This is a genomic window from Streptomyces lavendulae subsp. lavendulae (assembly GCF_002803845.1).
In the GTDB taxonomy this organism is placed as follows: domain Bacteria; phylum Actinomycetota; class Actinomycetes; order Streptomycetales; family Streptomycetaceae; genus Streptomyces; species Streptomyces lavendulae.
This window is the reverse complement of the sequence record NZ_CP024985.1, coordinates 4,311,784-4,334,601: the sequence shown is the minus strand read 5'-3', so window position 1 is coordinate 4,334,601 and position 22,818 is coordinate 4,311,784. Positions and strand designations below refer to the sequence as shown.

The 22,818-nt window shown below is 70.8% G+C and carries 23 protein-coding genes; 12 read left to right on the top strand and 11 right to left on the bottom strand.

Annotated features, from left to right (window positions below):
- Positions 1-89: 89 nt before the first annotated feature.
- Positions 90-1,427, bottom strand: a complete 1,338-nt coding sequence (locus SLAV_RS18950) for an MATE family efflux transporter (protein ID WP_030225240.1) — start codon at positions 1,425-1,427, stop codon at positions 90-92.
- A 452-nt stretch (positions 1,428-1,879) separates the two neighbouring features.
- Here SLAV_RS18950 and dnaB point away from each other — a divergent pair, with 452 nt between their 5' ends.
- Together dnaB and SLAV_RS18940 are read left to right on the top strand one after the other, a co-directional pair.
- Positions 1,880-3,343, top strand: coding sequence for a replicative DNA helicase (gene dnaB, locus SLAV_RS18945; protein ID WP_030225242.1), 1,464 nt, complete (start codon positions 1,880-1,882; stop codon positions 3,341-3,343).
- 10 nt (positions 3,344-3,353) lie between these two features.
- On the top strand, positions 3,354-4,739 hold the full coding sequence (locus SLAV_RS18940) for a serine hydrolase domain-containing protein (protein ID WP_030225244.1): 1,386 nt from the start codon (positions 3,354-3,356) through the stop codon (positions 4,737-4,739).
- 71 nt (positions 4,740-4,810) lie between these two features.
- On the opposite strand, the gene SLAV_RS18935 is transcribed toward SLAV_RS18940, so the two are convergent.
- Genes SLAV_RS18935 through SLAV_RS18925 form a run of 3 tightly spaced genes read right to left on the bottom strand, consistent with a single transcriptional unit; the run spans position 4,811 to position 7,420 of the window.
- A complete protein-coding gene (locus SLAV_RS18935; protein ID WP_078950079.1) occupies positions 4,811-5,986 on the bottom strand; it encodes a winged helix DNA-binding domain-containing protein in 1,176 nt (391 codons plus the stop codon).
- Positions 5,987-6,040: 54 nt separating this feature from the next.
- On the bottom strand, positions 6,041-6,502 hold the full coding sequence (locus SLAV_RS18930; protein WP_030225247.1) for a GNAT family N-acetyltransferase: 462 nt from the start codon (positions 6,500-6,502) through the stop codon (positions 6,041-6,043).
- Between the two features lie 18 nt (positions 6,503-6,520).
- Positions 6,521-7,420: a GNAT family N-acetyltransferase gene (locus SLAV_RS18925; RefSeq protein WP_051840235.1), complete on the bottom strand. Its 900-nt coding sequence runs from the start codon at positions 7,418-7,420 to the stop codon at positions 6,521-6,523.
- A 129-nt stretch (positions 7,421-7,549) separates the two neighbouring features.
- On the opposite strand from SLAV_RS18925, the gene SLAV_RS18920 reads away from it, so the two are divergent.
- Both SLAV_RS18920 and SLAV_RS18915 read left to right on the top strand, forming a co-directional pair.
- Positions 7,550-8,200: an HAD family hydrolase gene (locus SLAV_RS18920; protein WP_030225249.1), complete on the top strand. Its 651-nt coding sequence runs from the start codon at positions 7,550-7,552 to the stop codon at positions 8,198-8,200.
- Positions 8,201-8,320: 120 nt separating this feature from the next.
- A complete protein-coding gene (locus SLAV_RS18915) occupies positions 8,321-9,526 on the top strand; it encodes a globin domain-containing protein (protein WP_078950080.1) in 1,206 nt (401 codons plus the stop codon).
- 83 nt (positions 9,527-9,609) lie between these two features.
- Here the strand turns inward: SLAV_RS18915 and SLAV_RS18910 are convergent, their stop codons facing one another.
- The 5 genes from SLAV_RS18910 to SLAV_RS18890 all read right to left on the bottom strand — a co-directional run bounded on the left by SLAV_RS18910 (position 9,610) and on the right by SLAV_RS18890 (position 13,316).
- Positions 9,610-10,089, bottom strand: a complete 480-nt coding sequence (locus tag SLAV_RS18910; RefSeq protein ID WP_030225251.1) for an NUDIX domain-containing protein — start codon at positions 10,087-10,089, stop codon at positions 9,610-9,612.
- A gap of 60 nt (positions 10,090-10,149) precedes the next feature.
- Complete coding sequence (locus SLAV_RS18905; RefSeq protein WP_030225252.1) at positions 10,150-11,046, bottom strand: LysR family transcriptional regulator; 897 nt, start codon at positions 11,044-11,046, stop codon at positions 10,150-10,152.
- A 176-nt stretch (positions 11,047-11,222) separates the two neighbouring features.
- Positions 11,223-12,314 (bottom strand): cystathionine gamma-lyase, encoded by a 1,092-nt coding sequence (locus SLAV_RS18900; RefSeq protein WP_051840289.1) that lies wholly within the window; start codon positions 12,312-12,314, stop codon positions 11,223-11,225.
- A gap of 101 nt (positions 12,315-12,415) precedes the next feature.
- Positions 12,416-12,925, bottom strand: coding sequence for a low molecular weight protein-tyrosine-phosphatase (locus tag SLAV_RS18895; RefSeq protein WP_030225256.1), 510 nt, complete (start codon positions 12,923-12,925; stop codon positions 12,416-12,418).
- Positions 12,926-12,935: 10 nt separating this feature from the next.
- Positions 12,936-13,316 carry a phage holin family protein gene (locus SLAV_RS18890; RefSeq protein WP_030225257.1) on the bottom strand — a complete coding sequence of 127 codons (381 nt, stop codon included), beginning with the start codon at positions 13,314-13,316 and terminating at the stop codon, positions 12,936-12,938.
- A 93-nt stretch (positions 13,317-13,409) separates the two neighbouring features.
- Here SLAV_RS18890 and SLAV_RS18885 point away from each other — a divergent pair, with 93 nt between their 5' ends.
- From SLAV_RS18885 to SLAV_RS18870, 4 genes are all read left to right on the top strand, one after another.
- Positions 13,410-13,727: a cupin domain-containing protein gene (locus tag SLAV_RS18885; RefSeq protein WP_030225259.1), complete on the top strand. Its 318-nt coding sequence runs from the start codon at positions 13,410-13,412 to the stop codon at positions 13,725-13,727.
- Positions 13,728-13,931: 204 nt separating this feature from the next.
- Positions 13,932-14,150, top strand: coding sequence for a DUF5326 family protein (locus SLAV_RS18880; RefSeq protein ID WP_030225260.1), 219 nt, complete (start codon positions 13,932-13,934; stop codon positions 14,148-14,150).
- Positions 14,151-14,433: 283 nt separating this feature from the next.
- A complete protein-coding gene (locus tag SLAV_RS18875) occupies positions 14,434-15,180 on the top strand; it encodes an IclR family transcriptional regulator (RefSeq protein WP_234333377.1) in 747 nt (248 codons plus the stop codon).
- A 96-nt stretch (positions 15,181-15,276) separates the two neighbouring features.
- Positions 15,277-15,726, top strand: coding sequence for an SsgA family sporulation/cell division regulator (locus SLAV_RS18870; RefSeq protein WP_030225266.1), 450 nt, complete (start codon positions 15,277-15,279; stop codon positions 15,724-15,726).
- 12 nt (positions 15,727-15,738) lie between these two features.
- Here the strand turns inward: SLAV_RS18870 and SLAV_RS18865 are convergent, their stop codons facing one another.
- Positions 15,739-17,139, bottom strand: coding sequence for a YibE/F family protein (locus tag SLAV_RS18865; protein WP_037686167.1), 1,401 nt, complete (start codon positions 17,137-17,139; stop codon positions 15,739-15,741).
- A gap of 211 nt (positions 17,140-17,350) precedes the next feature.
- Here SLAV_RS18865 and thiC point away from each other — a divergent pair, with 211 nt between their 5' ends.
- The 4 genes from thiC (at position 17,351) to SLAV_RS18845 (ending at position 21,849) form a co-directional block, all read left to right on the top strand.
- On the top strand, positions 17,351-19,138 hold the full coding sequence (gene thiC, locus SLAV_RS18860; RefSeq protein ID WP_030225272.1) for a phosphomethylpyrimidine synthase ThiC: 1,788 nt from the start codon (positions 17,351-17,353) through the stop codon (positions 19,136-19,138).
- Positions 19,139-19,281: 143 nt separating this feature from the next.
- Positions 19,282-20,019 (top strand): DUF6585 family protein, encoded by a 738-nt coding sequence (locus tag SLAV_RS18855; RefSeq protein ID WP_030225274.1) that lies wholly within the window; start codon positions 19,282-19,284, stop codon positions 20,017-20,019.
- 202 nt (positions 20,020-20,221) lie between these two features.
- Positions 20,222-20,644, top strand: coding sequence for an LppU/SCO3897 family protein (locus SLAV_RS18850; protein WP_030225276.1), 423 nt, complete (start codon positions 20,222-20,224; stop codon positions 20,642-20,644).
- Between the two features lie 155 nt (positions 20,645-20,799).
- Entirely contained in the window at positions 20,800-21,849 is a 1,050-nt protein-coding gene (locus SLAV_RS18845) for an aldo/keto reductase (protein ID WP_030225278.1), read from the top strand.
- A 106-nt stretch (positions 21,850-21,955) separates the two neighbouring features.
- Here SLAV_RS18845 and SLAV_RS18840 read toward each other — a convergent pair whose 3' ends face one another.
- A complete protein-coding gene (locus tag SLAV_RS18840) occupies positions 21,956-22,768 on the bottom strand; it encodes a membrane protein (protein ID WP_030225280.1) in 813 nt (270 codons plus the stop codon).
- Positions 22,769-22,818 lie beyond the last annotated feature (50 nt).

Here is a 22,818-nt window from a genome sequence, read left to right as displayed (position 1 = left end):
CTTCGTCATGTCCGGGTGGTCCCGTGGTCCCGTGGTCCCGTGGCTCCGTGGTTTCGCGGCGGTGTTTCACGTGAAACGTGCGCCCTCGGTCAGCGGGTGGCTCCGGTGACCAGCCACCGGCCGGAGCGGGCGCGCAGCTGGAGGGTGACCATCCGGACCAGCATCATCAGGGTCATGGCCCACCAGAGTGCGGTCAGACCGCCACCGAGGGCCGGGACGAGCAGGGCGGCCGGGGTGAAGACGGCGAGGGTCAGCAGCATCGCCCCGGCGAGGTAGCGGCCGTCGCCGGCGCCCATCAGGACCCCGTCGAGGACGAAGACGATCCCGCAGACCGGCTGGGCCAGGGCCACCACGAGCAGGCCGGGCAGCAGGGCGTCCTCGACCGCCGGGTCGCCGGTGAAGAGCGGGATGAACACCGGGCGGGCCAGGACGACCAGGAGCCCCAGGACGAGGCCCGTGCCGATGCCCCACTGGACCATGCGGCGGCACACGGCCCTGGCGCCCGCGCTGTCCCCGGCGCCCAGGTAGCGGCCGATGATGGCCTGCCCGGCGATCGCGATGGCGTCCAGGGCGAAGGCGAGCAGGCTCCACAGGGACAGCAGGATCTGGTGGGCGGCGATGTCGGCATCCCCCAGCCGGGCCGCCACGGCGGTCGCGATCAACAGGATGGCGCGCAGGGACAGGGTGCGCACCAGCAGCGGCACGCCCGCCCGGGCGCAGGCACGGATGCCGGCCGCGTCGGGGCGCAGTGAGGCCCGGTGGCGGCGGGCGCCCCGGACGACCACGAGGAGGTACGCGGCGGCCATGGCGCACTGGGCGATGACGGTGCCCCATGCGGAGCCCGCGATGCCGAAGCCCGCGCCGTAGACCAGGGCCACGTTCAGGGCACCGTTGAGCGCGAACCCGCCGATGGCCACGTAGAGGGGCGTACGGGTGTCCTGGAGTCCGCGTATGACACCGGTGGCGGCCAGCACCACGAGCATGGCCGGGACGCCGAGCGAGGAGATCCGCAGATACGTTTCCGCGTACGGGGCGACCGTGTCCGAGGCGCCGAAGAGCGAGACGAGCCAGGGTGCGCCGGGCAGGACCGCGGCGACGACGGCCGCGCCGAGCAGCAGGGCGAGCCAGATGCCGTCCATGCCCTGGCGGATGGCGGCCCGGAGGTCGCCCGCGCCGACCCTGCGGGCCACGGCCGCGGTGGTGGCGTAGGCGAGGAAGACGAAGACGCTCACCGCGGTGGTGAGCAGTGCGGCGGCGATGCCGAGGCCGGCCAGCTGGGGGGTGCCGAGGTGCCCCACGATGGCGCTGTCGGCCATCACGAAGAGGGGTTCGGCGACGAGGGCGCCGAAGGCGGGGACGGCGAGGGTGAGGATCTCGCGGTCGTGCCGTCTCGGGGCAGCCTTCTCAGCGGTGGGGGCCTGTGTCATGTGCCCAATCTAATCTTCCACAGGTAATGGATGCAAGGGTCTTTGAGTCCTTACTGACGCGCTGACTTGGGCGTTCTTCCCACCCCGTTGGAGGCGATCTTGAGACAGTGGCCAAGAATTTTCTTCCCCACAGCCTGCGGAAGGAGAAAGTGCAGGTCAGGCGGGGTGACTGGGTGGGTCAGGTGATTTTGTCCACAGCGTCGTCCCCCGGTCCGTGCACAGCTTCGGGTGAGTTACCCACAGCATTGGCTCGGTCGTCCACATCTCATCCACACAGCCTGTGGATAACAAGATTGGCTGACGTCGTCCGCGGCCCTACCGTTGTGCGTTGCCCGACGCGCCGAACGCCGATCCGGGTGTCCCAAATGTCAGAGCCGTGTCGTAGAAAGAGTGACACGGCGAGGTCCGCGTTGCGGACGGGAGGAGGCGGCCCGGTGAGCATGCCCGAGCCCATGGACGACCCCTGGGCCGACAGCGGTCCCAGTGACCGTCTGCCCGCCCGTACGCGCCGTAACTCCGAGGGCCGCGGCCGCGGGGACGACCAGCAGGACCGGGGCCGCGAGGGCGGCTCCTGGGACGGTGGCGGCGGCGGCTTCGAGCGCGTCCCCCCGCAGGACCTCGACGCCGAGCAGTCGGTGCTCGGCGGCATGCTGCTCTCCAAGGACGCGATCGCCGACGTGGTCGAGGTCCTCAAGGGCCACGACTTCTACCGTCCCTCGCACGAGACGATCTACCAGGCCATCCTCGACCTGTACGCCAAGGGCGAGCCGGCCGACCCCATCACGGTCGGTGCGGAGCTCACCCGGCGAGGAGAGATCAGCAAGGTCGGCGGGGCCTCGTACCTGCACACCCTGGTGCAGTCCGTGCCCACCGCGGCCAACGCCGAGTACTACGCCGAGATCGTCCACGAGCGGGCCGTCCTGCGCCGCCTGGTCGCGGCCGGTACGAAGATCACGCAGATGGGATACGCGGCCGACGGCGACGTCGACGAGATCGTCAACAGCGCCCAGGCCGAGATCTACGCCGTCACCGAGCAGCGGACCTCCGAGGACTACCTCCCGCTCGGCGACATCATGGAGGGCGCGCTCGACGAGATCGAGGCGATCGGCTCGCGCTCCGGCCAGATGTCCGGGGTGCCCACGGGCTTCACCGACCTCGACTCCCTGACCAACGGCCTGCACCCGGGCCAGATGATCGTCATCGCCGCCCGTCCCGCCATGGGCAAGTCGACGCTCGCGCTGGACTTCGCGAGGGCCTGCTCCATCAAGAGCAACCTGCCGAGCGTCATCTTCTCCCTCGAAATGGGCCGCAACGAGATCGCCATGCGTCTGCTCTCGGCCGAGGCCCGGGTGGCGCTGCACCACATGCGCTCGGGCACCATGACCGACGACGACTGGACCCGGCTCGCCCGGCGGATGCCCGACGTCTCGGCCGCCCCGCTGTACATCGACGACTCGCCCAACCTGTCGATGATGGAGATCCGTGCCAAGTGCCGTCGGCTCAAGCAGCGCAACGACCTCTCGCTCGTCGTCATCGACTACCTCCAGCTGATGCAGTCGGGCGGCTCCCGCCGTCCGGAGAGCCGTCAGCAGGAGGTCTCGGACATGTCCCGAAACCTCAAGCTGCTGGCCAAGGAGCTGGAGGTGCCGGTGATCGCGCTGTCCCAGCTGAACCGTGGTCCCGAACAGCGCACCGACAAGAAGCCGATGGTCTCCGACCTGCGTGAATCGGGTTCCATCGAGCAGGACGCCGACATGGTGATCCTGCTGCACCGCGAGGACGCCTACGAGAAGGAGTCCCCGCGCGCGGGCGAGGCCGACCTGATCGTGGCCAAGCACCGTAACGGCCCGACGGCCACCATCACCGTGGCCTTCCAAGGTCATTATTCGCGGTTCGTGGACATGGCCAACACGTAGCATCCCGGGCATGGACGCCCTTGCTGAAGATCTGGAACTGCTCCCCTCCACCCGGCGCGCGCTGAGGCACCGCCTCGCCGTCGCGCAGAGCGAGGGGCGCTCACCGTCCCTGGTGGCGGCCGTCTCGCGCGGTGGAGAGGTGCTCTGGGAGGGCTCCCGGACCTCGGTCGAGGGCCACGGCCCGGACGGGGACGTGCAGTACCGGATCGGGTCGATCACCAAGACCTTCACGGCCGTTCTGGTGATGCGGCTGCGTGACGAGGGCCTGCTGGACCTCTCGGACCCGTTGGGCCGGCACCTGCCCGGGACCGGCGCCGACGAGGTGACCGTGGCCCAACTGCTCGCCCACACGGGCGGACTGGCGGCCGAGACCCCGGGCCAGTGGTGGGAGCGTTCCTCCGCCGAACTGCGGCCGGGGCTGGCCGAGGTTCTCGGCGAGGAGCCCTTCAAGCACGCTCCCGGACGCGTCCACCACTACTCGAACCCCGGTTACACGCTGCTGGGTTCCCTGGTCGAGGCGCTCCGCGGGAAGCCGTGGGAGGACGTGCTGCGCGCCGAGGTGCTGGAGCCGCTGGGGCTGGACCGGACGAGCGGCGCACCGCGCGCACCGCACGCCGGCGGCTGGGCGGTGCACCCGTGGGCGGACCTGATGATGCCCGAGCCCGCGGAGGACCTCGGGGTGATGGCCGCGGCCGGTCAGCTGTGGTCCACCACCGGGGACTTGACGAGGTTCGCCGCCTTCCTGCTGCGCGGTGACGAGCGGGTGCTGAGCGCGGAGAGCGTACGGGAGATGCGTGCCCAGGCCGCCCCCGCCGCCCCCGGCAGCTCCGACGGCGGCTACGCGCTGGGCCTCCAGGTGAACGTGAGCGACGGGCGCCGGCTCGTCGGCCACGGCGGCTCGCTGCCGGGATTCGTGGCGGGGCTGTGGCTGAGCGAGGAGGAGGACCTGACGGCGGTCGTCCTGGCGAACTGCACCTCGGGGGTGCTCGCTTCGGCCGTGGCCATGGACCTGATCGCGATCGTGGCGGAGGCGGAGCCGCGCTTCCCCGAGCCGTGGCGGCCCTTCCGGGAGACCGACCGGGTGCCGCTGGAGCTGGCCGGGATCTGGTACTGGGGCACGGCGGCGCACGTGCTGCGGCTGCGCGCGGACGGCTCGCTGGAGCTGGGCCCGGCCGGCGTCACCGGCCGCGCGGCGCGGTTCCGCGGAGAACCCGACGGCAGCTGGACGGGTCTGACGGGCTATTACGCGGGGGAGACCCTGCGGGCCGTCCGGCGGGACGACGGATCGCCCAGCCACCTCGACCTCGGGTCGTTCGTGTTCACGCGGGAGCCCTACGACCCCGAGGCCCCGGTGCCCGGCGGGGTGGACCCGCAGGGCTGGCGCGGCATCGGCTGACGGGACCGGGGCCGTCCGGGGCCGGCCGGGGCCGGCCTCGACGTCGGGCCCCGGCGGCACGGCGGCCCGGGTCAGGCGGTGAGTTCGCGCTCCAGCGGGGTGCGGAACCGCGGGGTGATCCGGGCGTCGCCCACCCACTCGGCGAGCCGGGCGGCCTCGGCCGTGACCGCCTCCGCGGCCGCCCGGCCGGGGTCGGCCAGCAGCCGCCAGACGATCTCCCCGTCCGCCCGCTGGGCCCAGCCGCCGACGATCTCCCCGTTCCACCACACGGTCGGGCCGATGTTGCCCGCGTAGTCGAACAGGGCGGGCCGGTGAGCGGGGTCGAGGTGGAAGCCGCGGTCGGCCCAGCCCATGCCGCTGGGGTCGAGACCGGGCAGGAACGCGGCCCAGGGCTCCGGCGCGGGCTCGGCCGCGGTGTCGCCGGGCAGCACGAGGGCCGTGCCCCCGTCCTCCAGGCGGACCTGCGCGGGGGCCACGGCGGCCAGGGCCTTGCGGACGTCGGTCAGGGTCCAGCCGGTCCACCACTTGAGGTCGGCCTCGGTGGCCGGTCCGTAGGCGTAAAGCCAGCGGCGGGCGAGTTCGGCACGGGCCTCGGCGGCGGGCAGGGCCGGCCAGGGCTCGGTGTGCACCCAGCGGAACTGGCTGGAGGTCCAGGACCCGCGGGGCCGGTCCCGGCGGATCCGGCCCTCGGCGGCCAGCACGCGGATCACCCGGGTGGCGACCCCGGTCTCGGCCTCGTACTTCTTGCCCCGGTTGATGGTGATCTTCTGCCGGAGGGCGGGGACGGCGGCGGAGAGCTGGCTGCCGGTCGAGGGCCCCAGGGTGTCCAGGGCGTCGAGAGCGGCGTTCTCGGCCCTGGCCAGCCACTCGGCGTCGAGGCCCTGGCCGTCCTCGGCGAGGTGCTTGAGGAGGCTGCGGCGTTCCTTCGCCGCGATGCTCCGGGCGCAGGACGCGTCCACGTAGGGGGCGAGTTCGGTGGAGACGGCGAACAGGGTGTTCCTCATGCTGAGCAGCCGGACGAGACTGATGTCCTCGTACAGGGCTGCCTCGATCGCGGCGGGTCCGCCTTCGGTGAGGCGGGCGCGGGCGGAGAGGTGGACGGTGGCGGCGTCGGTGGCATGCAGGGCGACGACGGCGTCCGCCGCCTGGCCCGGGGTGGCGGCACGGGCAGAAGGGGCCAGCCGATGCCGCCGGCCCAGCCGGTGGCGACGATCCGCGGTCGTGATGAGGGGGAGGCCGGTGCTCACCCTCCCGATCGTAGGCCGGGCCGCCGACAGCGGCCCGGCCTTTGCCGGGGGCGGTCAGAGCTGGAGCTTGAACCCCACGTGGGAGGCCGTGAAGCCGAGCCGCTCGTAGAAGCGGTGCGCGTCGGTGCGGGTCACGTCCGAGGTGAGCTGGACGAGTCGGCAGTTCTCCTGCCGTGACCGCTCCACGGCCCATTCGATGAACCGGGTGCCGAGGCCGCTGCCGCGTTCGTCGGCGTGGACCCGCACCCCTTCGACGATGGAGCGCGTGGCGCCCTTGCGGGACAGGCCGGGGACGATCGTCAGCTGGAGGGTGCCCACGACGCGCTCGCCGCGGACGGCGACGACGACGTGCTGGTGGGGGTCGTCGGCCAGCCGCTTGAGGGCCGCGACGTAGGGGGTCAGGTCCTCCGGGGATTCCCGGGTGGCGCCCAGCGGGTCGTCGGCCAGCATGGCGACGATGGCGGGCAGGTCCGCCTCGGTGGCGGGCCGGATCGTCAGTTCGGGGTTCTCGGTCATGGTGGAGGCCTTTCTCCGTCAGCCCGCGGCGACGGTGAGGGGTGCCCAGCGGCGGGTCCAGTCGCCGGGGAGACCGGGGATGCTCCTGGTCATGACGGCGTTGAAGGCCAGCGATTGCAGACCGCGCGCCTTGAGCCACGCGAGGAGTTCCTCGTGGCGTACGTCGACGTCCGTGCGCAGGGGGCGTTCGGTGGTGGCCGCCAGCGCGGTGACCAGGGCCCGGGCGGTGGCGGTGTCCCGGGCGATCAGCGGGCCGATGACATGGGTGTCCATGTTGGGCCAGAGGGCGGCGTAGCCGATGAGGGCGCCGGAGCCGTCCTCGGCGACGAGCACCTTGTCGGCGAAGGCGGGCAGCCGCGCGATCATGTGGGTCCGGTCGGTACCGAACACCTCGGTGTCCAGGCGGACGATCCGTGCGAGGTCCTCGGCCGTGGCGGGCCTGACGGGGACGGCGGTGCCGCCGTCGGCCTCGGGACGGAAGGGGCCCCGGACCATCTCCGCCCGTCCGGTGGTGTCGAAGCCGAGCTCCTCGTAGAGCGGGCGACCGTAGGGGGTGGCATGCAGGGTGAGCGGGACACCGGCGAGGACGTCGTCGCACACGTGGGCCATCAGCCGGCGCCCGAGGCCCTTGCGGGCGTACCGGTCGGCGACGAGCACCATTCCGATCGCGGCGAGGTCCGGCTTGGCCGGGGTGTCTCCGTAGCGGGTGACGACGCAGGCCGCGGCGAGTCCGCGGCCGTCGGGGGCGTCGATGCCGTAGCCGTTTCCGGCGGCGAGGAGCAATCCCCATTTGTGGTCTTCGCGGGGCCAGCCGCGGTCCTCGGACAGGTCGGCGCAGTGACGGAGATCGTCAGGGGTGAGCGCACGGATGGGCAGGTCGGTGAGGAGTCGTGGTGTCACCGGCCCAGAGTGGATCATCGACTCGGGGGGAGTCCAGGGGATTCAGGAGACGGGCGGGCCGATGTTTCACGTGAAACCAGGGTCTGTTTCACGTGAAACATCCCGGCGGTGGCCGGTGCGGGAAGGGAACGGCTAGCCTCGACGACCATGACGGTGCTTCACCTTTTCGATCTCGACGGCACGCTGATGTACGGATCCGCCGCACCGGTCGAGATCTCCCGCCAGCTCGGGAGATCGGCCGAGATCGCAGAGCTGGAGCGGGCCTTCGGGGCGCGCGAGATCGGTCCGCAGGAGTTCTCGGTGGCCGCCCGGGGCCTGTGGGCGGATCTGACGCCCGCCCACGTCCGTGCGGCCTTCGACGGGTCCCCGTGGCTGTCGGGGATCCGGGAGGTCTGGCGGGAGATCGCGGAGCGGGGTGACCTCTGCGCGGTGATCTCGCTGTCGCCCTCGTTCTTCGTCGAGCTGCTGCTGGAGTGGGGCGCGCACGCCGCCCATGGATCGGTCTTCCCGGAGGTGCCCTTCACCCGGCCCGTCGACGTGACGGGGATCCTGACCCCCGAGGCCAAGGTGGACGTCGCCGACCGGCTCTGCGAACGGTTCGGGGTGACCCGGGCCGATTGCGTCGCCTACGGGGATTCCATGACCGACGCGGTCCTCTTCGAAGCGGTCCCGCGGTCGGTGGCGGTGAACGCGAGGCCCCACCTGGCCCGCCGGGCGACCCATGTCTACGAGGGCAGGGACCTGCGCGAGGCGTACCGGCTCCTCGGGACGACGCGCCGGGGAGGAGAGGCATCTTAAGGGGAAAGGCGGCCCGGGAAACGGTTTTCCCCATTCCCCCGCCGGGCTGTGGGTCGGCTGGCACGCTGTGAAACCCGGAACCACGGATTCGAGGCCGTGGCGCGTGCAGACCCGACCGAGATGCTCGAAGCGAGGCACCGCATGGACGCTGCGCCCACCAGATCGGCAAGACCGACGGGCCGGATACCTTCGGGGGGCGGGGCCGTCGAGCCCTCCCCGGACGCCGTGCTCATCCGCCGGACCCTGACCGAGATCGCACCCGTCGCCGACAGGGTGACCTCGTACTTCTACGCCCTCGTGTTCACGGGGCACCCGGAAGTCCGGGGCATGTTCCCGGCGGCGATGGACGTACAGCGCGACCGGCTGCTGAAGGCACTGCTGACCGCCGCCGAGCACATCGACGACCCGGCGGTGCTGACTCCCTACCTGCGCCGGCTCGGCACCGGGCACCGCAAGTACGGCACGATGGCCGGCCACTACCCGGCGGTGGGAGAGGCCCTGATCGGGGCTCTGGCCCGGTACGCGGAACGCACATGGGGGCCGGAGACCCAGGCGGCGTGGGTGCGCGCCTACACCGCCATCTCACAGATCATGATCGACGCGGCGGCCGAGGACGAGGCCAGGGCACCCGCCTGGTGGCACGCGGAGGTGGTCTCGCACGAGCTGCGCACCTCCGACATCGCGGTGCTGACCGTCCGCCCCGACCAGCCGTACCCCTTCCTCGCGGGCCAGTACACGAGCCTGGAGACCCCGTGGTGGCCGCGGGTGTGGCGGCACTACTCCTTCGCCTCCGCCCCCCGAGCCGACGGACTGCTGTCCTTCCACGTCAAAGCCGTACCGGCGGGCTGGGTATCCAACGCCCTGGTCCGGCACGCCCAGCCGGGCGACGTCCTGCGGCTGGGGCCGCCGGCCGGGTCGATGGTGGTGGACCACAGCACCGACAACGGGATGCTGTGCCTGGGCGGGGGAACCGGCATCGCCCCGATCAAGGCCCTGATCGAGGACGTCGCCGGGCACGGGGAGCGGCGCCCCATGGAGGTCTTCTTCGGGGCGCGCAGCGACCACGACCTCTACGACAAGGACACCCTGCTGGGTCTCCAGCGCTCCCACCCCTGGCTGTCGGTGCGCCCGGTGATCGGCGAGGGGCTGGCGGGCCAGCTCCCGCAGGCCATCGGCGAACACGGGCCGTGGAGCTCGTACGACGCCTTCATCTCGGGGCCGCCCGCGATGATCCGCAGTGGTGTGGACGCGCTCAAGCGGATCGGGATCCCCGGTGAGCGGATCCGTCACGACGCGGTCGAGGAGCTGGCGGACGTGGCCGGCTGAAACCGGCGCGGCCCCTGTGCGCCGGCTCCCCTGCCCGCCGGCTCCCCTGTCCGCCCGCTCCCCTGTCCGCGTTCCGGGTGGCCTCAGCCCAGGTCGGGAGCGTGCATGGCGCGGACCCCTTCGATGTTGCCGTCGAGGTAGTGGCGGAGCGAGAGCGGCACCAGGTGGACGGCAGCGATGCCGACCCGGCTGAAGGGCACGCGGACGATCTCGTACTCGCCCTCGGGCTCGTCGATCTCGGGGCCGTGCCGTTGGGCGGGGTCCATCGATTCCAGGTGGCAGACGAAGAAGTGCTGCACCTTCACGCCGGTCACCCCGCCGGAGGCGATGTGCTCGACGGTGTCGACGAAACAGGGCACCACATCGGTGATCTTGGCGCCGAGTTCTTCGTGGAGTTCTCGGTGGAGGGCGTCGACGACGGTGGCGTCCGAGGGCTCCACTCCCCCGCCCGGCGTGACCCAGTACGGGTCGACGCCGGGCTTGGTGCGCTTGATGAGGATCAGGTCGTCACCGTCGAGCAGGATCGCGCGGGCGGTGCGTTTGACCACGGGACGTTCGGTCATGGGAGAAGAGTGGCCCAGTACCGGGCTCCTGAAACGCGCCACGGTCCGAAACCCGGCGGCTCACCACTGCGCGGCGGCGCGCAGCAGGCGGTCGTGGGCGCGCGCGACATGGGCGAGGGCGAGGCTGCCGGCCCGTACGACGAGGAACCACGTCCGCAGGGGCGGTACGGCCGGTTCCAGCAGCGCCACGATCTCCCCGCGGTCGAGGGCGTCCTGGCACAGGTAGCGGGGCAGGACGGCGAGACCGGCGCCGGCCCGGACGCATTCGAGTACCGCGCGCAGGTCGGGCGCGACGACGGTGGCGGCGCACTCGGGGACGGAGTCGAAGACGGCGGCCCAGTAGCGGGTGACCAGTGGCAGGCTCTCGTGGACCTCGACGACCGGGATCCCGTCCAGGGCGGCGGGGCCCTTGTCGTGCAGTTCGGCCCGCTCGGTGAGGGCGGCCCAGTAGGGCGCGGAGACCAGGACCTGTTCCTCGTCGCACAGGGCGTTGGCGGTGAACAGCGTGCCGCGCGGGCGGGTGGGGGTGACGACCAGGTCGTGCTGTCCGGCGGCCAGCCCGTCGAGGGTCTCCCGTGCGTCGGGGGCGAGGGCGGTGCGCAGGCTCTGTCCCTGCCCGACCAGGGGCGCGAGGGCGGGGAGCACCCGCAGGCACAGGAACTCGGGCGGACCGGCCAGGTGGAGGGTGCGCGAGGTACCGGTGGCCTCCCGTTCGATCTCGGTGATCCGCAGCAGGGCGTCGAGGTGCGGGGCCGCCTTGTGGGCCAGTTCGTCACCGACGGCGGTGGGCGTGACGCCGCGGGCCCGGCGGTGGAAGAGGGGGCGGCCCAGCTGGCGTTCGAGGGTGCGGATCTGTGAGGTGACGGCGGGCTGGGACAGCCCGAGGAGCGTGGCGGCCCGGGTGAACGAGCCGGCCCGGTGGACGGCGACGAAGGTGCGCAGCAGGGCCAGGTCCATGTCGGCCCCTCTCGGTGGGGGCCTTCAACTATAAATATGCCGATAGGCCCCTGTCGCTACCGTGATTGGACTCTGACGCTGAGTCAACTAGCCTTGATGGCGTGGTTCTTCTGCTAGGGAACCCGGGCGGTCCGAGCCACCAGGGGGGAGGCTCGGACCGCTTTTCCCTGGGCCGGTCAGCCCCCGGAACCCGCGGAATCAAGGGCCCGGAGCACATCGGCGACCAGGTCGCCGGGATCCTCGGCGCCCGCCGAGAACCGGATGAAGCCCTCGGGTACGGCGTCCCCGCCCCAGCGTCCGCGCCGCTCCGCGGTGGATCGCACTCCGCCGAAACTCGTGGCGTCCTCCACCAGGCGCAGGGCGCTCATGAAGCGCTCCGCGTACGCGCGGTCCGGCAGGGTGAAGGAGACGACCGAGCCGAAGCCGCTCATCTGCCGGGCGGCCGTCTTGTGCGAGGGGTCCGAGGGGAGTCCCGGGTAGCGCAGCCCGGTGACCTCGGACCGGTGGGCCAGCGCCTCGGCGACCGCCAGGGCGTTGCCCCACTGGCGCTCGGCGCGCAACTGGATGGTGGCCAGGGAGCGGTGGGCTAGCCATGCCTCCATGGGGCCCGGGATCGCGCCGACGACCTTGCGCCAGCGGCGGATGCCCGCGGCCAGGGCGGGGTCGCGGCAGACCACGTAGCCCAGGAGCAGGTCGCCGTGGCCGGTGAGGCCCTTGGTGCCGCTGGCGACGGAGAAGTCCGCGCCGAGTTCCAGGGGGCGCTGGCCGAGGGGGGTCGCCAGGGTGTTGTCGACGGCGACCAGGGTGCCACCGGCGTGGGCGGCCGCCACGAGCCGGCGTACGTCGCACACGTCGAGCCCGGGGTTGGACGGGGTCTCGATCCACAGCAGCCGGGCGCCGTCGAGGGCGGCGAGCTGCGCGTCCTCGGCGGTCGGGGCGGTGCGCACGTGGATCCCGTACTCCTGGAGCTGCTCCCGGACCAGGGGGAGCGCCTGGTAGCCGTCGTCGGGCAGGACGACGGTGTCGCCGGTGCGGGCCTGGGAGAGCAGGACGGCGGAGACCGCGGCCATGCCGGAGGCGAAGACGACGGTGTCCACGCCGTCCTGACCGGGTGCCTCCAGTTCGCCGATGGCCCGTTCCAGCAGGGTCCAGGTCGGGTTGGTGTCCCGGCCGTAGGTGTACGGGCCGCTCACCTCGCCGGGGAGGTGGAAGTGCGCGGCGAAGACGGGCCCGGGGAGGGTGGGTTCGTTCTTGACGGGCTCGGGCAGCCCGGCGCGTACGGCGCGGGTGGCGTCCGCGTACCGGGCGGCGTCGGCGTCGGCGTACCGGGCGGCGTCGGCGGGGTGGTCCGCGCCGGTGGGGTGGGTGTTCACGGGGTGGTCTCCTTCACGGCCGCGCGTACGGCGTCCAGCAGCCCCGGGCTCGCCGCCTCGACCAGTTCCAGGCACTCCTCGAAGCCGTCGAGGGAGCCGTAGTAGGGGTCCGGCACGTCCAGCGCGTCCGTCGCGCCGTCCCGTGCGGCCGGGGCCGCGGGATCGTAGGAGCGCAGCAGCCGGACCTTGGCGGCGGCTTCCGGGGTGGGCGCGAGGGCGCGGAGGTCGCGCAGGTGACCGGCGTCGAGGGCGATGACCAGGTCGACGCGGTCGAACCAGGAGGCCCGGAACTGCCGTGCCCGGTGGTCCTGTTCGTATCCGGCGGCTTCGAGTACGGCCACGGTGCGCGGATCGGCGCCGTCGCCCTCGTGCCAGCCTCCGGTGCCGGCGCTGTCCACCTCGACGAGGTCGTCGAGTCCGGCGTCGGCGATGTGGGAGCGGAAGACGGATTCGGCCATGGGGGAGCGGCATATGTTGCCGGTGCAGACGAAGCACACGCGGTACACGGCGGTCCGCTCAGTTCTTTTCGGGCAGGGCCATGTTCACGGCCCAGGAGACGACGGAGATGATCAGTCCGCCGACGACGGCGGTCCAGAAGCCGTCGACGTGGAAGCTGAGGTTGAGCAGGTCCGCCAGCCAGGAGGTCAGCAGCAGCATCAGCGCGTTCACGACGAGGGTGAACAGGCCCAGGGTGAGGACGAACAGCGGGAGCGAGAGCAGCTTCACCACGGGCTTGACGATCAGGTTGACCAGGCCGAAGACCAGGGCGACCAGGATCAGCGAGAGCGCGCGGCGCGCCAGGGTACTGCCGTCGTCGAGGGTGATCCCGGCGAGCAGCCAGACGGCCACCGCCAGGGCCGCCGCATTGGCCAGCGTCTTGACTACGAAATTCGTCATGTGTCTGATCGTGCCAGGGAAGAACCGGGTGGGACATCGGCAGATCAGCGGATCCCACGGCACCACCGAGCAAGGGCAAGGGGAACGGCAACGATGAAGGCCTTCAGGCTGGACGAGCTCGAAGCGGAGCGGGCCGCCAACGACGGCGCCTACCTCCAGTTCCTGCGGGAGCGCAACATGTCGGTCGGGCTGTACGCCCTCGACGCCGGCCAGAGCGATCCGCAGCAGCCGCACCGGCAGGACGAGGTCTACTTCGTGGTCAGCGGACGGGCCTCGATCACGGTCGGGGAGGAGACCACGACGGTCGCGAACGGCAGCGTCGTCTACGTACCGGCCGGGGTGCCGCACAAGTTCCACCACATCACCGAGCCGTTGAAGGTGATGGTGGTCTTCTCCCCGCCGGAGGGCTGACGGCGCCGGACCGACGGGTCGGCCGGCGGACCGGGCCGGCGGACCGGCGGGTCGGCCGGCCGCCGGGTGAGGGTCGCGGGCCCGGTCCCCCTAGGGGGGCGGATCAGGGGGTTCCGAGGGCTCGCGGGCCCCCGCGCCGCACCGTGCGCTCCTAGCATCGGAGCAGGAAGTCACGGACGAGGAAGAGGTAGCGACATGGACGGCATCCGAGCGGCATTCGCGGGCATGCCCTGGTGGGTCAAGTGGGTCGCGGTACCGCTGCTTGCGATCTTCGTCTTCGGCGGAGTGATCACCACCATCATCGGCACGCTGATCGCCTTCGTCTTCAAGGCCCTGCTCTTCGTCGCCCTCGTCGGTGGCCTGATCTTCGCGGTCAAGAAGTTCACGGGCAGCGGTTCGAAGTCCTCCGCGGGCGACTGGTAGGACGTACCACCCGGGAGCGGTACCGCGATTGACCCAGGCGGGGGAACGGCAGTGGGCAAACCGCCCACTCGCCGGTAACCGGTGGTTAGAGTGACAATCCGTGCTGTTTCCTGGGCACGGGCAGCCCGTACACCTGCTCCGAAGAGGCGGTCACGTCGAGCGGCCGCCGGGCGACAACCCCAGGAGCCACGGTGCACGCGGGGGCGGACCCCGCAGGGCGGGCTCCCCCGAGGTCCGCCGCCACGCCTGGGGGTGAGCTTTGGCTTCGGTTCACAACGTCGGTGTGCCGACCCTGATCGGTTCGGTGCAGCGGGCGCTGAGGTTGCTGGAAGCGGCGGGGTCCCACAGCGGGGGAGCCCCGGCGAAGCAGCTGGCGCGGGAAGCCGGGCTGCCGCTCCCCACGGCGTACCACCTGCTGCGCACCCTGACCCACGAGGGCTATCTGCGGCGGGAGGGCGGTGTGTTCGTCCTCGGCGCGGCGGCCGTCCGGCTGGCGGGCGGCGGACTTCAGCAGAAACGTCGCAGCATGATCCTCGACTCGCTCGCGCACTTCCGCGACGTGGTCGGGGCCCCCGTCTACTTCGCGGTCTACCGCGAGGGTGAGATCGAGGTCGTGGGTGTCTCGGACACCCCTGCCCGCCCGGCGTGCGAGGAGTGGGCCGACTTCCGCGAGACCGGCCACGCGCACGCCATCGGGCAGTGCCTGCTCGGCCAGCTCGACGAGAAGACGCGCAGGGACTACTACGACCGCCATCCGGTCGAGAGCATCACCCCCTACACGGTGCGGGACGTGAGCGCGCTGGAGGAGCGGATCGGGTCCCTGGAGCGGATGCAGCCCGTGACGGAGCGGCAGGAGTACTCCCTGGGGACGGTGTGCGCGGCCATTCCGATCACCGCCGGCGACACCGCCGCGACCATGGCGATTTCCCTCCCCCTGCACCAGCAGGACAAGTTGCTCTATGCGGTCGATCGGCTACGGAGTGAAGTAGGCGCGCTGTTGAGCACCCTTTCGTTCTCTATCAGTATCTGAAAACTCACTCCTTGTGATCTGCCATCGCTTACACCACTCTTGTCAAGTGGGCCTTGGGGGACATTCCTGGCCACTTCCACTACAGCGGGGTAGGCAATGCGCGAGTCGGTACAGGCAGAGGTCATGATGAGCTTCCTCGTTTCCGAGGAGCTCGCGTTCCGGATCCCGGTGGAACTCGGATACGAGGCCCGTGACCCCTACGCGGTGCGCCTGACCTTCCACCTTCCCGGAGACGCCCCCGTGACCTGGGCGTTCGGCCGGGAACTGCTGCTCGACGGCATCAACAAGGCGTGCGGCGACGGCGATGTGCACATCGCCCCCACCCACCCCGAGGAGCTGTCCGACGTCCACATCCGCCTCCAGGTGGGCTGTGACCGGGCCCTGTTCCGCGCGAGTGCGGCGCCGCTCGTCGCCTTCCTCGACCGTACGGACCGGCTGGTTCCGCTCGGTCGGGAGCGCGACCTCGGCGACTTCGAGGAGAACCTGGACGTGGAGCTCGGCAAGATCCTGGCCGAGGCGCGGCAGAACGAGCAGAACGCCGGCTGATCCGGCGTTCCCTCAGCGCTTGCGCCGGCGGCCCCGGCCGCCGCGGGCGGGCTGCGGGACCGTCGCGGCGGCCGACGGGCCCGTCCGGTCGGCGGAGACCACCAGCGCGGCGAGCGCGGTGGTGACGGGGACGGAGGCCACGAGCCCGATGGAGCCCACGAGGGTGCGCACGATCTCCTCCGCGACCAGCTCGCTGTTGGCGACCGATCCCATGCTGCTGTTCGCGATCGAGAAAAGCAGGAGCAGCGGCAGCGCGGCGCCCGCGTAGGCGAGCACCAGGGTGTTGACGACCGAGGCGATGTGGTCGCGGCCGATCCGGATGGCCGCCCGGTACAGGCCGCGCGGGCCCATCGCCGGGTCGGCCTGGTGGAGTTCCCAGACCGCGGAGGTCTGGGTCACGGTCACGTCGTCGAGGACGCCGAGCGAGCCGATGATCACGCCCGCGAGCAGCAGACCGCTCATGTCGATGTGCGGGTAGAGGCCGTGGATCAGCCCGGTGTTGTCGTCCGTGTTGCCGCTCAGGAAGGCCCAGTCGATGAAGAGCGAGCCCAGCAGCCCGATCAGCAGCAGCGAGACGAGGGTGCCGAGGACGGCGACCGAGGTCCGGGCCGTCAGGCCGTGGCACATGTAGAGGGCGATCAGCATGATCGCGCTGGCTCCGATGACGGCGACGAGCAGGGGGTTCGAGCCCTGGAGGATCGCGGGCAGGATGAACAGCGTCAGGATCGCGAAGCTCACCACCAGGGCGACGAGCGCGAACACCCCGCGCATCCGCCCGACCACGACGACCGCCAGGGCGAAGATCCCGGCCAGCAGGGCCAGCGGCAGCTTGCGGTTCACGTCGACGACGGAGTATTGGAGGTCCCGCGGCGCGTCCGGGGCGTACGCGACCACCACCTCCTGGCCCTTCTCCAACTGCCGCGGGGCGCCGGGCTGGACGATCTCGAAGAAGGCCCGGCCCTTGTCCGGTCCGCTGGCGACCTCGACCGTCGCCTTCTTGCACTCCCCGGTCTGCGCGGCCTGCGTCTCGCGGCCCTCCGGGGTGGAGGTGTCGCCGGTGGGCGGTACCTGGGAGGCGTTCACCGATTTGCAGTCGACCTTCGCCAAGGCGACGACCGTGCCCTGCTGGGTCTGGCGGTCGAAGCCCACTCCGGTGCGCTCGTGGGCGGGGGCGCCGCCCGGCCAGAGCACGGCCATGCCGACGAAGACGGCGGCGGCGAAGGGGATCAGCACGGCGGCGATCACCTTGCGCAGGTGCTTGGAGACCGGGGCGGCCGGACCGTGGCCGTGGCTGTGGCCATGGCTGTGGCCGCCCGGAGAGCCGCCGGTCGCATGTCCGTGGGACGCGTGATCGTGACCGGTGGGGCTGTGGGGGTCCGTGGGCGTGGTGGGGGGCTGCGGCAAGGACGTCACCGGCAGATCATCGCAAGAGATGAGGGGGCCCACTGTTCAGCACGCCACAGATGACGCTAGCGTGGGGGCTACTTTGCACAACGCGGGAGCTCGGAGCACCGGGCTGAGAGGGCGCTGATCACCGTACGCGCATGAAAATGCGTACGGGAAGAGGCTGCGCCGACCGCCGAACCTGTTACCGGGTAATGCCGGCGTAGGGAGATCAGGTCTCATGACCATTCAGGACGCACGCACGCCTGCCGTCAGCCAGGACGCCGACGGCCAGACCGAGCGCCAGCCCGGCTGGCACAAGGGATACCTGGCGGGCTCCCGCCCGGACATCCGGGTGCCGGTCCGCCAGGTCCACCTCACCAACGGCAAGGACGTCACGCTCTACGACACGTCCGGGCCGTACACCGACCCCCAGATCGAGACCGACGTGCGCCGGGGCCTGCCGCCCCTGCGAGAGAACTGGATCATCGGCCGCGGCGACACCGAGGAGTACGCGGGACGTCCCGTGCGCCCCGAGGACGACGGCATCAAGCACACCTCGCCGCGTGGCGGGCTCAAGAACCTCGACGCCGTCTTCCCGGGCCGGCCCCGCCAGCCCCGCCGCGGCCGTGGCGGCGCCGCCGTCACCCAGCTCGCGTACGCCCGCCGGGGCGAGATCACCCCGGAGATGGAGTACGTCGCGATCCGCGAGAACGTCTCCCCCGAGGTCGTCCGCGAGGAGATCGCCGCGGGCCGCGCGGTCCTCCCGGCGAACGTGAACCACCCGGAGATCGAGCCGATGATCATCGGCAAGCGGTTCCTGGTGAAGGTCAACGCCAACATCGGCAACTCCGCGGTCACCTCCTCCATCGAGGAGGAGGTCGACAAGATGACCTGGGCGACCAAGTGGGGCGCCGATACGGTCATGGACCTCTCCACCGGCCGCAACATCCACACCACGCGCGAGTGGGTGCTGCGCAACTCCCCCGTCCCTATCGGCACCGTGCCGCTCTACCAGGCGCTGGAGAAGGTCGACGGCCGTGCCGAGGACCTGACCTGGGAGATCTACAAGGACACGGTCATCGAGCAGGCCGAGCAGGGCGTCGACTACATGACGGTCCACGCCGGCGTGCTGCTGCCCTACGTGCCGCTGACCGCCCGTCGCAAGACCGGCATCGTCTCGCGCGGTGGCTCGATCATGGCCGCGTGGTGCCTGGCGCACCACAAGGAGAACTTCCTCTACACGAACTTCGAGGAGCTCTGCGAGATCCTCGCGGCCTACGACGTCACCTACTCGCTCGGTGACGGCCTGCGCCCCGGCTCCATCGCGGACGCCAACGACGCGGCGCAGTTCGCCGAGCTGAAGACGCTGGGCGAGCTGAACACGATCGCCAAGCGGCACAACGTGCAGACCATGATCGAGGGCCCGGGCCACGTCCCGATGCACAAGATCAAGGAGAACATCGACCTCCAGCAGGAGATCTGCGAGGAGGCGCCGTTCTACACGCTCGGCCCGCTGACCACGGACGTCGCGCCCGCGTACGACCACATCACCTCGGGCATCGGCGCGGCGATGATCGCCTGGTGGGGCACCGCGATGCTCTGCTACGTCACGCCCAAGGAGCACCTGGGCCTGCCGAACCGGGACGACGTGAAGACCGGCGTGATCACCTACAAGATCGCCGCTCACGCCGCCGACCTGGCCAAGGGCCACCCGGGCGCCCAGGAATGGGACGACGCCCTCTCGGACGCGCGGTTCGAGTTCCGCTGGGAGGACCAGTTCAACCTGGCCCTCGACCCGGACACGGCCCGCGAGTTCCACGATGAGACCCTTCCGGCCGAGCCCGCGAAGACCGCGCACTTCTGCTCCATGTGCGGTCCGAAGTTCTGCTCGATGAAGATCTCCCAGGACATCCGCCGCGAGCACGGCGGTGACCTGAAGGCCGAGGAGATCCAGGCGGGCATGGCGGAGAAGTCCGCCGAGTTCGCCGCCGCCGGCAACCGGGTCTACCTGCCCCTGGCGGACTGACCTCGTGCCGAACGCCGTCCCGGGAGGCCGTTGCTTCTCGGGACGGCACTTCGGGCGCCCCTGTCGTTCGCGGTCGGTTGCCAGTAGCATCCGGTGGCCCACTCGGCCGACCTGCGGTTTTCTCCGGCATGAAAGAGGCGCCAGTGCAACGCGTACAGTCCCGTCCGGTCCAGGAGCAGCTTCCCGGCGAGGTCCTGGACCTGGCGGCTTCCGAAGGGCTGGGAGAACTGCGGGCGTCCTTCCTCCCGAAGCGGGCGGGCATGTGGGCCGTCATCGGGATGGTCTTCTTCAGCCTCCTGGGACTGCTCGCCTTCGTCCTGCCCGGTCTGTTCTTCATCTGGCGGCTCCTGCAGACGCCCAACTTCAACAGCAAGCAAGCCGCGAAGCGCATCCATTGCTTCGACCACGGGCTCATCGTGAGCGATCGTGACCGTCCGGTCGCGTTCCGGTGGGACTCGGTATCGGTGCTCCAGCAGATCACCAGGCGTTACGCGAACGGTGTGTACGTCGGGACGAGCTACCTGTACACGCTGTTCAAGCCGGACGGTTCCACGATCCAGTTGACGGGTTTCTACGCGGACCCGGAGGTCTGGGGAGCCGCCATTCAGCACGAGATCACCAGGGCGCAGCTGCCGAGAGCGCTCGATCTGGTGGGCCGCGGCGACACCGTCCGGTTCGGTGACGTGGCGGTGAACGCCCATGGGATGGCGACCGCGAAACGGGGCAGCCTGCCGTGGAGCGCGGTGGAGCGGGTCGAGGTCAAGAACGGCGTGGTGTTCGTGGGGAAGTCGGGCAAGTTGCTGGCCTGGTCCAACACCCCGGTGCACAAAGTCCCCAACTTCTTCGTGTTCCTGGCCGTGGTCGACCAGCTGCGTGGCTGAAGCCGTTCGGAGCCGGTGAGGGAGTCCGACGCTTTGCCGGAGAGCCGCGACGCCGATGCATCAACTCGTTTGGCGAGTCTTTGCATTTCACCTGAATAACGCGCGGCTTGAAATCGCAGCGATTGTCGGGAACATGGAAATTGTGTGTCTGTAGGGTTCGGCGAGCACGACCCCCCCCACGCTACGCACATCAGAGGATCCCATGACCACCCCGCAGAACCCCCAGGCCCAGCCGTCGCCCGAGGCGTTCGCCGCGACTCCCTTCCCGTACGGCGAGGCCATACAGGAAGCGGCAGCAGCACCCAAGAAGAGCAAGCGCAAGAAGGTGCTCTCGCTGCTCGGCACTCTCGCGCTGATCATCGTTCTGGCGATCGTCAAGGTGGCCATCGGCGAAGCGATCAACGGGCCGGTGCACGCCAAGGTCGGCGACTGCGTCACGGTCACCGGCAGTGCCAACAACCCGTCGGTCGACACGGTCGGCTGCGGTGACGGCAAGGCCACGCACACCGTGTCGAAGGTCGTCGACGACACCTTCGACATCAATGTCTGCGGCGACGGATTCGACGCGCTCGCGCAGCAGTTGGACAACGAGAAGTTCGTGCTCTGTCTGACGCCGAAGAAGTAATCGGCGTACCGTCAGAATTCTTTCTCCGTAAGGCGGTTGTGCCGGGTGTGCAGCGTCCCGGAGCAGGGCGTGTCCGGAAAACACGGATTTGATTGACCGGTGGAGCGGTCTTGCCCTGGAGTGTGCTCCAGCTCCTAGAGTGCGGCCGCATGACCATGCGATACCGAAATCTGGGCGGGACCGGCATCGAGGTGAGTGCGCACTGCCTCGGAACGATGATGTTCGGGGCAGTGGGGAACCCCGATCACGAGGAGTGCGGGCGGATCATCCATGCCGCGCTCGACCTGGGCATCAACTTCGTCGACACCGCGGACATGTACTCCGCCGGAGAGTCCGAGGTGATCGTCGGCAAGGCGCTCAAGGGGCGTCGCGACGACGTCGTGCTCGCCACGAAGGTCCACTTCCAGATGGGAGAGGGCCGCAACCGCAGCGGCAATTCGCGGCGCTGGATCGTCCGGGCCGTGGAGGACAGCCTGCGGAGGCTGGACACCGACTGGATCGACCTCTACCAGGTGCACCGCCCGGACCACACGACCGATGTCGAGGAGACGCTGTCCGTCCTCGGAGACCTCGTCACGGCGGGCAAGATCCGTTCCTTCGGGTGCTCGACCTTTCCCGCCGAGGAACTGGTCGAGGCCCATCACGTCGCCGAGCGGCGGGCGCTGCACCGCTTCCGGACCGAGCAGCCGCCGTACTCGATCCTGGCGCGGGGGATCGAGGCCGACGTCCTGCCGGTTGCCCGCCGCTACGGGATGGGCGTGCTGACCTGGAGCCCGCTGGCCTCGGGTTTTCTGAGCGGGAAGCAGCGCCTCGGCCGGCCCGTCGACCTGACCTCGGGGCGGGCGGCGCTGAATCCGGCGCGCTTCGATCCGGCGATCCCCGTGAACGTCGCCAAGCTGGAGGCCGTGGAACAGCTCGTCGCGCTGGCCGAGGAGATCGGCTGCACGCTGCCGGAGCTGGCGGTCGCCTTCCCCGTCGCGCACCCCGCGGTCACCTCGGTGATCATCGGACCGCGCACCATGGAGCAGATGGAGTCCCTGGTGAAGGGGGCCGGTCTGGTCCTCGACGATGCGGTGCTCGACCGGATCGACGAGATCGTGGCACCGGGCGTGAACCTCTACCACCCGGACGGCGTCTGGCGCGCGCCTGCGCTGACGGACCCCTCTCAGCGGCGACGGGCGCTGCAGGACCGGGCCGCGGGGTAGTCGGGCGCCTCCGCCGTCCGGTACCCGTCGCCGGACGGCGGGCAACGGACCTCCGGTGCGTGGTTTCACGTGAAACATCGGCCGGGTGCGGTTCCCCGGAGCCGGTCTACTCCGTCTCGTGCTCCGGGCCGCCGAAGTCGGGGCTGGTGAAGTCCGGGGGTGTGTAGCCGGGCCTGGAGCCCTGTGAGCGTGGTCCGGGGCTGGTGAAGTCGGGCCGGGTGTATCCCAGGTTGGGGATGCGCCCGGCCCCCGGCGTGCGCGGTACGGGGTAGCCGGACCCGGCACTGGGGTCGGCGAGCGCGTCGCGCAGGAACGGCATGATGCCGCGCTCCAGCAGCGCGTTGCGCCAGGCCTCGCGGGCCCGGGAGAGCTCGTCGGGTATCGGCACGGCCTCCTCGGCCGCCACCTCCGTCGAGCTGTTGCGTATCGCGGTCACGAGGAGCCCGATCACCGCGAAGAGCAGGGCGGCCACGGTCAGCGCACCGAAGAGCCAGCCTGCCGTCAGCATCGTTCTGGCGAAGGCCGGTTCGGGATCGATCATCTTCAGGCTGTAGCCCACCAGCAGGAAGATCAGCATGGCGGTGCCCGCTAGGACGGGCGCGAGGACGGCGATCACGGCGCTCGCGCCGGCCCCGTCCTCCTGGTCGGTGCCGTCCTCGATGCCGCTCGCGGAGGCCGTCAGGGCCCCTTCGCGCAGTTCTTCGCGGACCTTGACGTAGTGGTCGTACTCCGCGGCGGCAGCCGCGGTGAGCAGTGCGCTGGCGCTCAGCGCCATCGTGCGCAGTTGTTCGGCGTTCAGTCGTTCCCCGAGGGTGGCGAGCTCGGGCCGTTCGTCCGCCGTGCGCAGTGCTTCGTCGAGGAGCCGGTCGAACTCGGGTCGGTCTTCGGTCAGCAGGTGCGGAGCGCTGGTCATGTGCATCCCCCTGTGCTCCGTACAAGCCGGTTTGCCCGCGTAGACCCGGGCGCCGG

Excerpts from the sequence above, each read along its gene's own strand:
- SLAV_RS18850 (WP_030225276.1), top strand. The coding sequence starts at position 20,222 with ATGACCACCCCGCAGAACCCCCAGGCCCAGCCGTCGCCCGAGGCGTTC.
- SLAV_RS18845 (WP_030225278.1), top strand. The coding sequence starts at position 20,800 with ATGCGATACCGAAATCTGGGCGGGACCGGCATCGAGGTGAGTGCGCAC.
- SLAV_RS18890 (WP_030225257.1), bottom strand. The coding sequence starts at position 13,316 with ATGACGAATTTCGTAGTCAAGACGCTGGCCAATGCGGCGGCCCTGGCG.
- SLAV_RS18930 (WP_030225247.1), bottom strand. The coding sequence starts at position 6,502 with ATGACCGAGAACCCCGAACTGACGATCCGGCCCGCCACCGAGGCGGAC.
- SLAV_RS18920 (WP_030225249.1), top strand. The coding sequence starts at position 7,550 with ATGACGGTGCTTCACCTTTTCGATCTCGACGGCACGCTGATGTACGGA.
- SLAV_RS18905 (WP_030225252.1), bottom strand. The coding sequence starts at position 11,046 with ATGGACCTGGCCCTGCTGCGCACCTTCGTCGCCGTCCACCGGGCCGGC.
- SLAV_RS18840 (WP_030225280.1), bottom strand. The coding sequence starts at position 22,768 with ATGCACATGACCAGCGCTCCGCACCTGCTGACCGAAGACCGACCCGAG.
- dnaB (WP_030225242.1), top strand. The coding sequence starts at position 1,880 with ATGGACGACCCCTGGGCCGACAGCGGTCCCAGTGACCGTCTGCCCGCC.
- SLAV_RS18885 (WP_030225259.1), top strand. The coding sequence starts at position 13,410 with ATGAAGGCCTTCAGGCTGGACGAGCTCGAAGCGGAGCGGGCCGCCAAC.
- SLAV_RS18870 (WP_030225266.1), top strand. The coding sequence starts at position 15,277 with ATGCGCGAGTCGGTACAGGCAGAGGTCATGATGAGCTTCCTCGTTTCC.
- SLAV_RS18925 (WP_051840235.1), bottom strand. The coding sequence starts at position 7,420 with ATGATCCACTCTGGGCCGGTGACACCACGACTCCTCACCGACCTGCCC.
- SLAV_RS18910 (WP_030225251.1), bottom strand. The coding sequence starts at position 10,089 with ATGACCGAACGTCCCGTGGTCAAACGCACCGCCCGCGCGATCCTGCTC.
- SLAV_RS18940 (WP_030225244.1), top strand. The coding sequence starts at position 3,354 with ATGGACGCCCTTGCTGAAGATCTGGAACTGCTCCCCTCCACCCGGCGC.
- thiC (WP_030225272.1), top strand. The coding sequence starts at position 17,351 with ATGACCATTCAGGACGCACGCACGCCTGCCGTCAGCCAGGACGCCGAC.
- SLAV_RS18915 (WP_078950080.1), top strand. The coding sequence starts at position 8,321 with ATGCTCGAAGCGAGGCACCGCATGGACGCTGCGCCCACCAGATCGGCA.
- SLAV_RS18950 (WP_030225240.1), bottom strand. The coding sequence starts at position 1,427 with ATGACACAGGCCCCCACCGCTGAGAAGGCTGCCCCGAGACGGCACGAC.